Annotated in this window: 13 protein-coding genes and 1 pseudogene; 5 read left to right on the top strand and 9 right to left on the bottom strand. The window is 73.3% G+C overall.

Annotated elements, in window-relative coordinates; all coding sequences use genetic code 11:
* Positions 1-30: 30 nt before the first annotated feature.
* Together EZM51_RS17960 and EZM51_RS17955 are read left to right on the top strand one after the other, a co-directional pair.
* A complete protein-coding gene (locus EZM51_RS17960; protein ID WP_136709689.1) occupies positions 31-1,347 on the top strand; it encodes an ATP-binding protein in 1,317 nt (438 codons plus the stop codon).
* A complete protein-coding gene (locus tag EZM51_RS17955; RefSeq protein ID WP_136709688.1) occupies positions 1,340-2,008 on the top strand; it encodes a response regulator transcription factor in 669 nt (222 codons plus the stop codon). The genes EZM51_RS17960 and EZM51_RS17955 overlap by 8 nt, the downstream gene beginning before the upstream one ends.
* A 14-nt stretch (positions 2,009-2,022) precedes the next feature.
* Here the strand turns inward: EZM51_RS17955 and EZM51_RS17950 are convergent, their stop codons facing one another.
* From EZM51_RS17950 to EZM51_RS17910, 9 genes are all read right to left on the bottom strand, one after another.
* Complete coding sequence (locus tag EZM51_RS17950) at positions 2,023-3,729, bottom strand: long-chain-fatty-acid--CoA ligase (protein ID WP_136709687.1); 1,707 nt, start codon at positions 3,727-3,729, stop codon at positions 2,023-2,025.
* Positions 3,730-3,739: 10 nt separating this feature from the next.
* Positions 3,740-5,347 carry a phosphatase PAP2 family protein gene (locus EZM51_RS17945; RefSeq protein WP_169053981.1) on the bottom strand — a complete coding sequence of 536 codons (1,608 nt, stop codon included), beginning with the start codon at positions 5,345-5,347 and terminating at the stop codon, positions 3,740-3,742.
* Positions 5,348-5,484: 137 nt separating this feature from the next.
* The gene (locus tag EZM51_RS17940; protein WP_136709685.1) at positions 5,485-6,111 is read right to left on the bottom strand and encodes a response regulator transcription factor; all 627 of its coding nucleotides are present in this window, start codon (positions 6,109-6,111) and stop codon (positions 5,485-5,487) included.
* The gene (locus EZM51_RS17935) at positions 6,108-7,331 is read right to left on the bottom strand and encodes a sensor histidine kinase (RefSeq protein ID WP_136709684.1); all 1,224 of its coding nucleotides are present in this window, start codon (positions 7,329-7,331) and stop codon (positions 6,108-6,110) included. The genes EZM51_RS17940 and EZM51_RS17935 overlap by 4 nt, the downstream gene beginning before the upstream one ends.
* 25 nt (positions 7,332-7,356) lie before the next feature.
* On the bottom strand, positions 7,357-8,160 hold the full coding sequence (locus tag EZM51_RS17930) for an ABC transporter permease (protein WP_136709683.1): 804 nt from the start codon (positions 8,158-8,160) through the stop codon (positions 7,357-7,359).
* Positions 8,157-9,038, bottom strand: a complete 882-nt coding sequence (locus EZM51_RS17925) for an ABC transporter ATP-binding protein (RefSeq protein ID WP_136709682.1) — start codon at positions 9,036-9,038, stop codon at positions 8,157-8,159. Before EZM51_RS17925 ends, EZM51_RS17930 begins: the two co-directional genes overlap by 4 nt.
* A gap of 126 nt (positions 9,039-9,164) precedes the next feature.
* A complete protein-coding gene (locus tag EZM51_RS17920) occupies positions 9,165-10,508 on the bottom strand; it encodes a sigma-70 family RNA polymerase sigma factor (protein ID WP_136709681.1) in 1,344 nt (447 codons plus the stop codon).
* Positions 10,505-10,900: a YciI family protein gene (locus EZM51_RS17915; RefSeq protein WP_136709680.1), complete on the bottom strand. Its 396-nt coding sequence runs from the start codon at positions 10,898-10,900 to the stop codon at positions 10,505-10,507. The genes EZM51_RS17920 and EZM51_RS17915 overlap by 4 nt, the downstream gene beginning before the upstream one ends.
* A 90-nt stretch (positions 10,901-10,990) precedes the next feature.
* Positions 10,991-11,683 (bottom strand): LysE/ArgO family amino acid transporter, encoded by a 693-nt coding sequence (locus tag EZM51_RS17910; RefSeq protein ID WP_248305730.1) that lies wholly within the window; start codon positions 11,681-11,683, stop codon positions 10,991-10,993.
* A 71-nt stretch (positions 11,684-11,754) separates the two neighbouring features.
* Here EZM51_RS17910 and EZM51_RS17905 point away from each other — a divergent pair, with 71 nt between their 5' ends.
* The 3 genes and pseudogenes from EZM51_RS17905 to EZM51_RS20885 form a co-directional block, all read left to right on the top strand.
* Entirely contained in the window at positions 11,755-12,642 is an 888-nt protein-coding gene (locus EZM51_RS17905) for a LysR family transcriptional regulator ArgP (RefSeq protein ID WP_136709679.1), read from the top strand.
* 68 nt (positions 12,643-12,710) lie between these two features.
* Positions 12,711-12,923, top strand: a complete 213-nt coding sequence (locus tag EZM51_RS20690) for a hypothetical protein (protein WP_169053980.1) — start codon at positions 12,711-12,713, stop codon at positions 12,921-12,923.
* 4 nt (positions 12,924-12,927) lie between these two features.
* Positions 12,928-13,197: pseudogene (locus tag EZM51_RS20885) on the top strand (hypothetical protein); the annotation flags it as partial.

The raw sequence follows: 13,197 nt of genomic DNA, 5'->3' as shown, positions 1-13,197 counted from the left end.
GCCGCGCGTGCGTCTGCTTGGATGGCAGCCATGGGATCGAGCGCGGAGGGCATCAGGGCGGCGGATGACGCGGCCGCCGGTGTCGCGGCCGACCGCACGTCGCCCGTGCCGCCCGTCGCGGCCGATGCCGACACCGTGGCACGGCCGCCGCTCGTGCGCCCGCGGGACTGCGTCGCGACCGGGGTCGCCGCCGGCCTCGCCGCGCACCTCGGCTGGCCGGTCTGGATCGTCCGGGCCGCCTTCGTCGCGCTCACGTTCGTCGCCGGCGCGGGTCTCCTGCTCTACGTATGGCTGTGGGCCTTCGTCCCGTGGTCGCCCGCGCTTCCGAGTGCGCCGGGTGCGGCGCCCGGTGCGGAGTCCGCCGCCCGCCCGAGACGACGCGCGCCCGTGGCCTGGCTGCTCGTCGGAGCATCCGCCGCCGTCCTCGTCGCCGCATGGATCTCGAGTCGGTCGCTCGTGAGGGCGGAAGCCGACGACTGGGCGTGGTGGTTCCAGACGACCCTCGCCGGGGTGGGGCTCGCCGTGGCATCCGGCGCCTGGTCGACCTTCATCGACCGGCCCGATCCCGAACGAGGACCCCGCTCGGAACTCGCCGTACGCGCCACCGCCACGGGCCTGCTCGTGGTGACGGCGCTCGCACTCGTGTTCGGCCCGCTCGCCGCACTCGGCCCGGTTCCGGTGTTCGCGGCCGCGCTCGCCGCCGTGCTCGGCATCGGGCTCGTGTACGCCCCCACGCTCATCGCCCGCTGGCGCGACCTGACGGGCGAGCGCACGAAGCGCATCCGCGAGGAGCAGCGGAGCGAGATCGCCGCGCACCTGCACGACTCCGTGCTGCAGACGCTTGCGCTCATCCAGAATCGAGCCGGCGCGACGAGCGAGGTCGCGCGAATCGCCCGGGCCCAGGAGCGGGAGCTGCGTGACTGGCTCTATGCGGGCGACGCCCCCCGGGAGAGCGATCTCGTCACCGACCTGCGCGATTTCGCCTCCGCGCTCGAGATCGACTATCCCGTGACCGTCGACCTGGTCGTGGTGGGGGAGTCGCGGGAGCCCGCGGGCGGCGAGCTCGCGGCCGCCGCGCGGGAGGCGATGCTGAACGCCGCCCGGCACGCCGGCGGCGAGGTGTCGGTATACGTCGAATCGCGCCCGGACGCGGTCGAGGTGTTCGTGCGCGACCGCGGACCGGGCTTCACGCCGGCCGACATACCAGGAGATCGACTGGGCGTTCGCGAGTCGATCATCGGGCGGATGCGCCGTGCCGGCGGGTCGGCGACGGTGCTGCCCGGCGCGGGCGGCGTCGGCACCGAGGTGCGCCTCCGGTTCCCCGCCGAGGAGGAGACCCGTGGCTGAGCTCGTGCGCGTCGTCGTGGTCGACGACCACTCGATCTTCCGGTCGGGCCTGAAGGCCGACCTCGACGACACCGTCGTCGTCGTCGGCGAGGCGCACGATGTCGAGTCGGCGGTCGCCGCGGTGACGGATGCCGCGCCCGACGTCGTGCTCCTCGACGTGCACCTGCCGGGGGTCGCCGTTCCCGCGGGCACGAGCGGCGGCGCCGAGGTGATCCGGCGCGCCGCGCCGGCGGTACCCGGCACCCGATTCCTCGCCCTGAGCGTGTCGGACCGGGCCGAGGACGTGGTCGGGGTGATCCGCGCGGGCGCTCGCGGCTACATCACGAAGGGCTCGTCGGGCGCCGATGTCAGTCGCGCGGTGCACGCGGTCGCGGGTGGCGACGCCGTCTTCTCGCCGAAGCTCGCCGGGTTCGTCCTCGATGCGTTCGGCGCGGCGGTGGGGGAGACGGCGTCGGCCGTCGACGAGCTCGACCGGCTCTCGGCACGTGAGCAGGAGGTCATGCGCCTCATCGCCCGCGGCTACGCCTACAAGGAAGTCGCGGCCGAGCTCTTCATCTCGACCAAGACCGTGGAGACGCACGTGTCCGCGGTGCTGCGCAAGCTCCAGCTGTCGAGCCGGCACGAGCTCACCGCGTGGGCGAGCGCGCGCCGGCTGCTCTGAGGCGGCGATCGCGTTCAGCCGGCGCCGCGCGCGGCGACCATCTCGTCGCGCACCTGGCGCCTGAGCACCTTGCCGATGAGCGAGCGGGGCAGTTCGTCGACCTCCACGATGCGCCTGGGCACCTTGTACGGCGTGAGGCTCTCGCGGCAGAAGTCGCGCATCGCCCCCGCGTCGAACACCGCGCCCTCGCGCAGCTCGACCGCGGCGGCGACCTCCTCGCCGCCGGCAACCCGAGGCAGGCCGACGACGGCGGCGCCCCGCACGTCGGGGTGGCCGAGCAGCACGCCCTCGACCTCCGACGGCGACACGTTGAAGCCGCCCGTGATGATCAGCTCCTTGACCCGGTCGACGATCATGACGAAGCCGTCGTCGGTGACCCGCACGATGTCGCCGGTGCGGAGCCAGCCACCCGGCAGCAGGGTCTCGGCCGTCTCGGCCGGTCGTCGCCAGTACCCGTCGAACACCTGCGGACCTCGCACGAGCAGCTCGCCCTCCTCGCCGGCCGGCCGGTCCTCGTCGGGGTGCTCGGGGTCGACGACGCGGATCTCGGTGCTCGGGAACGGCACGCCGACGGTCCCGGGTCGCCGCGTCGGGCCCATGGGGTTGCCGATCGCCACGGGCGACGACTCGGTCATCCCGTAGCCCTCGACGAGCAGGCCCCCGGTCACGGTCTCCCAACGGTCCACGGTCGCGGGCGGCAGCGCCATCGCACCGGAGATCGCGTATCGGATGCCCCGGAGCGGCGCGGTTCCCCGGTGCTCGGCCGCGCGCGCCAGCTGGTCGTAGATGGGCGGCACCGCCGGCAGGAAGGTCGGCGGCGAGTGCTTGGCGGCCTGGAACACGAGGTCGACGTCGAACTTCGGGAAGAGCACGAGCCGGGCGCCGATGCTCATCGCGAACGTCAGGCACAGGGTCATGCCGTACGCGTGGAAGAGCGGCAGCACCGCGTAGACCACCTCCCTGCCGTCGCGGAGTCCCGGTACCCACGCGCGGCCCTGCATCGCGTTGGCCCGCAGGTTGCGGTGGGTGAGCACGGCGCCCTTCGGGTCCCCGGTCGTGCCGCTCGTGTACTGCAGCAGGGCGGTGTCGCCGAGTGCCGGCCGCGGATGCCGCTTCGAGATCGGGCGCGCGTCGACCACCTCGTCCCACTCGAGGACGCCGCGCGCGGTCGGCTTCGTCGTGAGCGCCGCCCGCGAGGCGCGAGCCCTCGGGATCGGCAGGCGCAGCGCCATCCGCTTCGCGAAGGGCAGGGCGCGGGTGAGATCGACGGCGACGAGATGCGCCGGCCGGATGTCGCGGGGGAAGTCCGCGACGGTGTCGGCGACCGCGTCCCAGACGATCGCGACGGTCGCGCCGTGGTCCTCGAACTGGTGCCGCAACTCGCGCGCCGTGTAGAGCGGATTGTGCTCGACGACGACGGCCCCGAGCCGGAGCACGGCGTAGAACGCCACGACGTGCTGCGGGCAGTTCGGCAGCACGATGCCGACCCGGTCGCCGGCCGTGACGCCCAGGCGACGAAGCCCCTCGGCGGCCTTCGCGATCTGCTCGCCGAGTTCGCGGTAGCTCGTCTCGGCGCCGAAGAACTCGAGCGCCGGGCGTCGCCCGAACCGGCGGACGGCGCCATCGATCATGTCGACGAGCGTCTGCGTCGGCTCCGCGATGTCGTGCGGCACTCCCGTGGCGTAGTGCGCGAGCCACGGTCGCTGCTCGTACGGATTCACTGCTCGCCCCTCACCGGTGGGTGCCGTCGCTCGCCGGTCGGTACACGTCGAGCGCCCCCCGTGCGATCGTAATCCTCGTGCGGTAGCCGCGTCTCGGGGCGGCGGACGTCGCCTCGAGCGGCGCCGCGATCGCGACCTCGCCGTCGTGTGCGAAGCCGGGCGGCTGACCCTCCCTCGGCCATACGACGACCTCGATCGATTCGGCCCGGAACACCTCGACTCGCCGGGGCAGCAGCCGCAGCGCGCGGAAGACGGCGCTGACGCGTCGGCCGAAGGCGAGGGACGCCGCAGCTCCGGTGCGCGAGCCCGCGTGGAGCAGCCGCACGTCGAGCACGCCGTCGTCGAGCCGGCGGCGCTGCAAGGGGGCCAGCGTGCCGGGTTCGCTCGCGCCGACGCCGACGAAGAGCGTCCATACCTGCGCCCGGCGGCCGTTCACGACGATCGTCACGGGTTGCGAGCGTCGCAGCACGCGCGCGGCCGCCGCCACGGCGGCGAGCCACTTGCCCAAGCGGTGCTCGTGCCGCTCCCGCACCGCGACGAAGTCGGGGTAGATGCCCACCGACGCGGAGTTGAGCACGGTGATCGGCTCGTCGTCGCCGAACGCCAGCTCCGCGACATCCGCTCGCACCCCTTCACCGCGCTGCACCGCACCGATGGCGAGATCGACGGATGCCGCGCCCGCCGTGCGGGCGAAGTGGTTGAACGTGCCGCCGGGCACGACGAGGAGCGGCAGGCCCGCGGCGATCGCCTCGTGGGCTGCGGCGGCCACGGACCCGTCGCCGCCGCACACGCCGAGGATGCGCGGCGGCGACGGGCGAGCGAGGGCGGCCCGCACCGCCTGGCGCGGCGTCTCGTCGTCGTCGAGCACGTGCACCTCGGCGCGCGGCAACCGGTCGGCGATGACGGGCAGCGGGTCGGCGCGCACGACGCTCGTGCCCGATGAGCGGTTCACGACGATGAACACGCCCTCGCCGTCGGGCGATGACGGCAGCCCCCGGTCGACGCCGGGAGGTCGCGAGGGGCGGTCGCCTCCACCCGTCTGCCCGGCGTGCCCGGGAGGCACCGCGAGCGCGCCGAGCCCGGCGACGCCCGCGCCGAGCGCGAGCCCGCCGACCACGTCGGACAGCCAGTGCGCGCCCGTGTGCAGGCGCGAGTATCCGACGCCGATGGCGAGCGGGGCGAGCGCGGCTCCGATGCGCGGCCGCTCGATCGCGACCCCCGCGGCGAACCCCGCCGCGCTCGCCGAGTGGCCCGACGGGAACGACGGCGTGAGCGGCGGCTTCGGCAGCCGGCGCCCGATCGGCACGTCGGCGAGCAGCGGTCGGTCGCCGCCGAAGACCCGCTTGGCGATCAGGTTGGCGATTCCGCTCGCCGCGAGCAGCGACGCGAGGCCGCGGCCGGCGGCGCGACGGCGCCCGGTGACGGCGAGCACTCCCGCGAGCGTCCACCAGAGAACCCCGCGGTCGGCGAAGCCCGTGAGCCGCGACCAGAACGCGTCGACGTGCGGATGGGTGTGGCGGCGGTTCACGGCGCGGGCGGCCGCGGCATCCGCTCTCCGGACCCACTCGGGAAGGATGCGGGTGCGACGCACGGCGACGCGCAGATTCCTGAAGGCCACGCGCTCAGGGTATGCCGCCCGCGGCATCCCGTCACGGGGTTGCTCATCCCTCCGCGAGTCGTCGGTGATCGCTGCATGGGGTCGCCGACAGCCGACCAGCACTGACGACTCGATGAAAGGGTGTGGGGTGGGCGGGCTCAGAGGAGGCCGAGCTCCATCGCGCGGGTCACGGCGCGCGTTCGGTCGCTCACGTCGAGCTTCTCGAACACGTGCAGCAGGTGCGTCTTCACGGTGGCCTCGCCGATGAAGAGATCGCGCGCGATCTCGGGGTTCGATCGGCCGTCGGCGACGAGCCGCAGCACCTCGAGCTCGCGCGGCGACAGCGCGGGCCCAACGGATGCCGCAGCCGACCGTACCCGGGACACGAGCTTCGCGGCGATCGACGGTGCGAGCACCGTCTCGCCGGCGACGACCGAGCGCACGCCTTCGAGGATCTCGTCCTGCGGTGCGGCTTTCAGCAGGTACCCGGATGCCCCGGCCTCGATGGCGCCGAGGATGTGGTCGTCGGTCTCGTACGTCGTGAGGATCAGCACCTTCGTCTGCGGGCTCGCCTCGAGGATGCGTGCAGTGGCGCCTGCGCCGTCGAGCTTCGGCATGCGCAGGTCCATGAGCACGAGATCGGGCGCGAGCTCGAGCACGCGGCGCACCGCGTCCTCGCCGTCGGCGGCCTCGCCGACCACCTCGATGTCGTCGGCGGTGTCGAGGAGGCTCACGATGCCGCCGCGCACGATCGGGTGGTCGTCGACCACGAGCACCCGGATCATCCGCCCACCTCCGGCCGGGGTGCCGGCACGGTCGCCCGCAGCACGCTGCCCCCGCCCTCGGCCGGCTCGAGCGAGAGTCGTCCGCCGACGAGCGCGAGCCGTTCGCGCATGCCGCTCACGCCGAATCCCGAGCTCTCACTCGCCCCGGCGATGCCCACGCCGTCGTCGGTCACCGTGAGCTCGACGACGTCGTCGAGCGCCACCACCCGCACCACGGCGGAGGTGGCGTGCGCGTGCTTGCGCACGTTGGCGAGCGCCTCCTGCGCGCAGCGCAGCAACACGACCTCGACATCGCGTGCGAGCCGGACGTCGCCGACGTCGGTGCTCACCCCCACGCCGGTCTCGCGCGTGAAGCGCTCGGCGAGGCGGGTGAGTGCGTCGGGAAGGTCGGACTCGACACGCACCGGTGCGTTGACGGCGACGAGCGCCCGCGCCTCGCCGAGCGCCTCCCGGGCCGTCTGCTCGATGAGCGCGACGGTCTCGGCCGCGCGCGGCGCGGAGCCCGGGGCATCCGTCGGGCCGGCGGCATCCGTCGAGCCAGCCGCTCCCGTCGGGCCGGCGGCATCCGTCGCGCCGATCTCACGCCCGGCGCGCTGGGCGAGCAGCACGAGCCCGGTGAGGCTCTGCGCGAGCGTGTCGTGGATCTCGCGCGCCAGCCGCTCCCGCTCGCTCGTGACGCCCGCGTCGCGATGCATGGCGGCGAGCTCGTCCTGCACCGCCTCGAGCTCCGCGAGGAGCCGGGCCCGCTCCTCGCCGAGCTCGGCGACGCGCACGAACCACAGGCCGAGTACCAGGCTGAACACGAACGAGAACGCCGAGATGCCCACCGAGAGCAGCAGGTTGCCGGAACCCGTGCCGACGTAGTAGCCGGCGCCCACGCCGAGCGCGATGAGCGCGTTCGAGATGATCGCGGTGCGCAGGCCCGCCGCGGCCACCCACACCAGCGGGTACGCGAAGGCCTGCAGGAACGACATGAACGGATCGAACGCGACGGCGGCGGCGACGACCGCCGCGAGCAGCGCGGCGTGCACGAGGTCGAGCGGCGTGCGCTGGCGCCGCACGAGACGACGCCCGAGCAGTGCGTAGAGCAGCAGCATGGCGGCGATCGAGGCCCAGGCGCCGACGTCGTCGAGCCCGTAAGGCGGATCGAGGGCGAGGATGCCGCCCATGACCAGGGCGACCCCGGCCGCGGCGGCATCCCACCAGCGCACGTTCTGCATGCGTCTACTCTCGCATCGCCGCGCCTCAGGCGTCGCGGCGGATCCAGCGGAAGGTGACCCGGCTGAGCACGAGCCCCACCACGAGCCAGATCGCCAGTGCGATGGCGATGCCCGCGAGGTTCCACGACTCGTTCTGCTCCAGCACCTCCCAGCCCTCGGGCAGGAACACCGAACGCATGCCCTGTGCGATCCACTTCAGGGGGAACAGGCCGGCGATCTCCTGCAGCCACGACGGCAGCATGTTCCACTGCAGGTAGACGCCCGACATGAACTGCAGCAGCAGCACGGTCGGGATCACCACGGCGGTCGCGCTCTTGCCGCTGCGCGGCAGCGCCGAGAGCGCGATGCCGACCAGTGCGCTCGTCACGAGTCCGAGCACGAACACCCACGCGAACGTGACCCACTTGCCGGGCTCGGTGGGCAGTTCGATGCCGAGCACGAGGCGCCCCGCGAGCAGGAGGAGCGCCGCCTGGAGCGCACCGGTGACGAACACCTGGCCGATCTTGCCGATGAAGTAGCTCATCGGCGACAGCGGCGTGCTGCCCAGGCGCTTGAGGGTGCCGTTGCCCTTCTCGAGCGCGATGTCGACGGCGAGGTTCTGCACGCCCGACAGGAGGATGCCGGCGGCGATCATGCCGGGCAGGTAGTACGCGCCGATCGTGATCTCTGCCCCGGGGGGCCCGACCTCGCCCTGCGCGCTGAAGGCCGCCGTGAAGATCGCGAGCATCACGAACGGGAAGAAGAACGTGAAGAACAGCGTGTCGGGGGAGCGGAAGTAGGTCTTGGTCTCGGTGGCGATGCGGGCAGCGCCCAGCGTTGCGATGCTCATGCTGCGACCTCCTCGCGTGCGGGAACGGGCTCGGCGGCGCGCACGAGTTGGAGGTAGACGTCCTCGAGGCTCGGACGGATCACCTCGAGCCCGTCGGGCTCACGACCGAGCGACCCGACGAGGGAGGCCACGAGCAGGCCGGGCTCCTCCGTGCGCTGCTCGTGGCTCCCGGTGCCGTCGGTCCAGCGCACGAGGGGCACGCGCGCATCCGCGCCGCCGATCTCGTCGACACCGCCGAGGGCGACAAGGCCGCCGCCGGCGATGACGCCGGCGCGATCAGCGAGCTGCGCGGCCTCCTCGATGTAGTGCGTGGTGAGCAGGATCGTCACCCCCTCCGCCTTCAGCCGGCGGATGAGGCCCCAGAACTGCTGCCGTGCCTCGGGGTCGAAGCCCGTGGTGGGTTCGTCGAGGAACAGCAGCTCGGGCCGGCCGATGATGCCGAGCGCGACGTCGACGCGTCGCTGCTGCCCGCCCGACAGCTTGCCGATGCGGGTCTTCGCCTGGGCCTCGAGACCGACGGCGGCGATCACCTCGTCGACGTCGCGCGGGTTCGGGTAGAGGCTCGCGAAGTGCCGCAGCTGCTCGGCCACGGTGAGGAGCCCCGTCTCGCCCGTCGACTGCAGCACGATGCCGAGCCGGGCCTTCCAGTCGAGGCCGCCCTTCGCGGGGTCGACGCCGAGCACGTGCGCATCACCGCCGGTGCGGATGCGGTAGCCCTCGAGGATCTCGATGGTGGTGGACTTGCCCGCCCCGTTCGGGCCGAGCAGGGCGAAGGTCTCGCCGTGGTGGATGTCGAAGCTCACGCCGTCGACCGCGGCCTTCCGGCCGTATGTCTTCTGGAGGTCGCGCACGCGCACGGCCACATCGTTCGTTGTCATGACTCCAGCGTGGCAACGGGCCGCCGCACGCGGCAGCGGTGGATCGGATGATTCGGCCGTCCACCGATCGGTGGAGGCCACGTCCGCCGGTCGGCGGCGGCTCCGCGGCTCGGGGGCCGCCGCCGGTCAGGATGCCGCGCCGAGCTCGTCGATGCGTCGGCGCAGCGCGCGGCGCTCGGCGTCGGACGGCGCGAGCTCCAGCGCGTCCCGCAGGCGTGCGGCCGCGGCATCCGCTCGCCCGAGCCGCGCCAGCAGCTCGCCCTGCGCGGCCGGGAGCAGGTGGTAGCGGTCGAGGGCGCCGGATGCCGCGAGCCGGTCGAGCTCGTCGAGTCCGGCCTTCGCGCGGCCCGCGAAGCCGTGCGCGAGCGCGCGGTTCAGGGCGACGACGGGGGAGGGGTCGAGCGCGGCGAGCTCGTCGTAGAGCGTCGCGATGCGCTCGAAGTCGGTGTCGTCGGCGGTCGGCGCGGCGGCGTGGCACGCCGCGATCTCGGCCTGCAGCCGGTACGGGCCTCGGATGCCGCGGGGCCGGCGCTCGAGGCTCCGCAGGATCGCGAGCCCGGACGCGATCTCGGCGGCATCCCACCTCGTGCGGTCCTGCGCGGCGAGCGTCACGAGCTCCCCGCCGGCGTCGACGCGGGCGCGGCGTCGCGAGTCCTGCAGCAGCATGAGCGCGAGGAGGGACGCCGCCTCGCGCTCCTCGGGCATGAGCCGGACGACGAGCCGTGCGAGCCGGATCGCCTCGTCGGCCAGGGCGCCGCGCCGCTCGGCGTCGCCGCCGGAGGCGGAGTAGCCCGCGTTGAACACGAGGTACAGCACGGCGAGCACGCCGCCGAGCCGCTCGGGCAACGCCGCGGCATCCGGAACCCGGTAGGGGATACCCGCGTTGCGGATGCGCTGCTTGGCGCGCACGATGCGCTGCGCCATCGTGGGCTCGGGCACGAGGAACGCGCGCGCGATCTCGGCGGTGGTGAGACCGCCGAGCGTGCGCAGCGTGAGCGCGACGCGCGCCTCGAGCGCGAGGGCGGGATGGCAGCAGGTGAAGACGAGGCGCAGGCGGTCGTCGACCCCGCCGTCGGCCGACTCGCCGCCGAGCCGGTCGAACGCCGTGTCGGTCTCGGAGGGTTCGCCGTCGGGCGCCGGGAGGGGCGCACCCGCCCGCCGCCCGACGTTCCGGCCGCCCTCGACCTCCTCGAGCGCGGCCGCCTCGCGCACCTTCGCGGCCTCGTTGGCCCGTCGGCGGAGCCGGTCGATCGCGAGGTTCCGCGCCACCGTCGTGAGCCACGCGCCGGGATTGCGCGGCACGCCCTCCGCCGGCCATCGCTCGACCGCGCGGGCGAACGCCTCGGCCGCGCAGTCCTCGGCGAGCGTCCAGTCGCCGGTCTGGCGGATGAGCGTCGCCACCACCCGCGCCCACTCGTCTCGGTGGGCGCGGGCGACGGCGTCGTGGTGCGCAGCGGCGCCGTGCGTCATCCGAGGGCCGCGGTCTCCTCGGCCCGTTCGCGCGCGTGCCGCTCGGCGCCGGGCTCGTGCACGTCCATCGGCCACGCCGGACGCAGCTCGATGCGGCCGAAGCGGGCCATCGGATGCCGCGAGGCGATCTCGATCGCCTCGTCGAGGCTCTCCACCTCGAGGATGTCGTAGCCGGCCATCCACTCCTTCGACTCGGTGAACGGGCCGTCGGTGACGAGCAGTTCGCCGTCGCGTACCCGGACCAGCGTGGCATCCGTCGGCGGACGCAGCCGCTGGCCCCGGATGCGGATGCCGCGGGACTCGAGGTCGTCGACCCAATCGCCGACGTTGTCCTCCTCGGGCACGAACGGCTCGGCGTCGGGGTCGGTGGCGACGATCAGCAGGTATTCCATGGTGGGTTCCTCCCTGGTTGACACGGTATGCACCCACGACGAACAGGGGAAGGCGTTCTCGACAGGTGGACCCGATCAGTGCGGAACGGATCAGTGCGGGAGCACGAGCGAGACGCCGAGCACGACCATGACGACCGCGATGACGCCGTCGAGCACGCGCCAGGCGCGTGGGCTGCCGAGCACGCCGCCGAGGAGCCGTGCGCCGTACGCCAGGCCGAAGAACCACGCGATGCTCGCGATGCCGGCCCCCACCGCGAACGCCCAGCGGCCGTCGCCGTGCGTGTTGGCGACCGAGCCGAGCAGGAACACCGTGTCGAGGTAGACGTGCGGGTTCAGCCAGGTCAGCGCGAGACAGGTGAGCACGGCGGCGGCGAGCGTGGTGCGGGTCGTCGCGGGGGCGGTGACGGTGCGGGTGGTGACCTCGGTGGGGGTCTCGCGACGGCGCTGCGTGCCGCCCCGATCCTCGGATGCCTCGTCGGCGACGAGCGCTTCGCCGGTCGGCCGGATCGCCCGGCGCGCCGCGAGCAGGCCGTACCCGACGAGGAACGCCGCGCCGAGCCAGCGGATCACCTCGACGAGCCAGGGCACCGCCTGCAACACCGCGCCGATGCCCGAGACGCCCACCACGATGAGCGCGAGGTCGGAGAGCGCGCAGATCGCGGCGACGGCGAACACGTGCTCCCTGCGGATGCCCTGTCGCAGCACGAAGAGGTTCTGCGCGCCGATGGCGACGATGAGGGAGAGGCCGAGGCCGAGGCCGGCGAGGAGCGAGGAGACGGGCACGGATCGACGATAGGCGGCGAATAGCCTGCAATCCAGCTCAAGATTCTTCAGCAGCATTAGCATGGCTTCAGATGGAGATCCCGCTCGACCTCGCCCGCACGCTCGCCGCCGTCATCGACGAGGGCACGTTCGACGCGGCGGCCCGCCGCCTGCGGCTCACGCCGTCGGCCGTGTCGCAGCGCGTGAAGTCGCTCGAGCAGCAGCTGGGACGCGTCCTGGTCGTACGATCCAAGCCCGCGCGCGCCACCGCCGCCGGCGCGGCCGTCGTGCGCCTGGCCCGCCAGCTCACGCTGCTCGAGCAGGACGCGCTCGCCGGGTTCGGCCTCGACGCGGCATCCGACCTTCCGGTCTCGATCCCGCTGGCCGTGAACGCGGACTCCCTCGGCACGTGGTTCCTGCCGGCGCTCGCCCGCGTCGCCGAGCGGCATGCCGTCGTGTTCGACCTGCACCGCGACGACCAGGACTTCACCGCGAGCCTCCTCGAGTCGGGCACGGTCATGGGGGCCGTCACGTCGCAGGCGACGCCGGTGGCCGGATGCCTCGTGCGCCCGCTCGGGGTCATGCGCTACGACGCCGTGGCCACGCCCCGCTACGTCGCTCGCTGGCTTCCCGACGGACCGACCCCCGAGGCCCTCGCCCAGGCCCCGCGCGTGGACTTCGACCGCCGCGACGACCTGCAGGCCGAGTATCTGGGCGAGCTCGGCGTCGACGTCGAGCACCCGGCGCGCCACTTCGTGCCCGCCTCGAACGACTTCGCGACCGCGATCAAGCTCGGGCTCGGCTGGGGAATGCTGCCGGGCTTCCAGTCGGCGACCGAGCTCGAGCGCGGCGAGCTGGAACGACTCGGCGGCCGTCCTGTCGACGTGCCGCTCTACTGGCAGCAGTGGAATCTGGGATCGCCGCTGCTCGACGCGATCGCCGAGGGCATCACGGCGGAAGCGCGAACCGCGCTGGGCTGAGCGGGCAGTGTCGAAACCGCGCTCTCTCGTTCGTCGGACCGACGTGACGTGAGACGAAGGGGAGCGAGATGGAGATCATGATGTTCGTGGTGGCCGATCCCGAGGTCGATGCGGGAGAGGTCGACCAGGAGGCGGTGGCGGCAATGGACCGGGAGCTCGAGGAGCGTGGCACGCTCAAGCGGGCCATGCGGCTGCGGCCGGCCGCCGAGGCGACGACCGTGCGTGTGCGGGGCGGTGCGATCGAGATCCGTCCGGTCTGGCCGCTCGATGAGGGGAAGTGACCACGTGCAGTTCATGTTGCTCGTCGCCACCGACCCCGACGCCGAGCCCTCTCGTGCCGAGCAAGACGACATCGAGGCGTGGGTCGACGAGATGTCCGGGCGCGGCATCTTGATCACGGGTGACCGTCTGCGTCCTCCCGAGTTCGCGAAGACCGCGCGGGTACGCGGCGACGAAGCATCGAGGTGCGCGCGCCTGGCCGCTCGACGAACCGGACGACGGAGGGTTCACCCACTCCTGATATGTAGTCCTTTCCTGTCAAGTGGGCAGGGTGAG

It is taken from the genome of Agromyces sp. H66, from assembly GCF_004959775.1.
GTDB lineage: Bacteria > Actinomycetota > Actinomycetes > Actinomycetales > Microbacteriaceae > Agromyces.
This window is presented reverse-complemented; position numbering and strand designations above follow the sequence as displayed.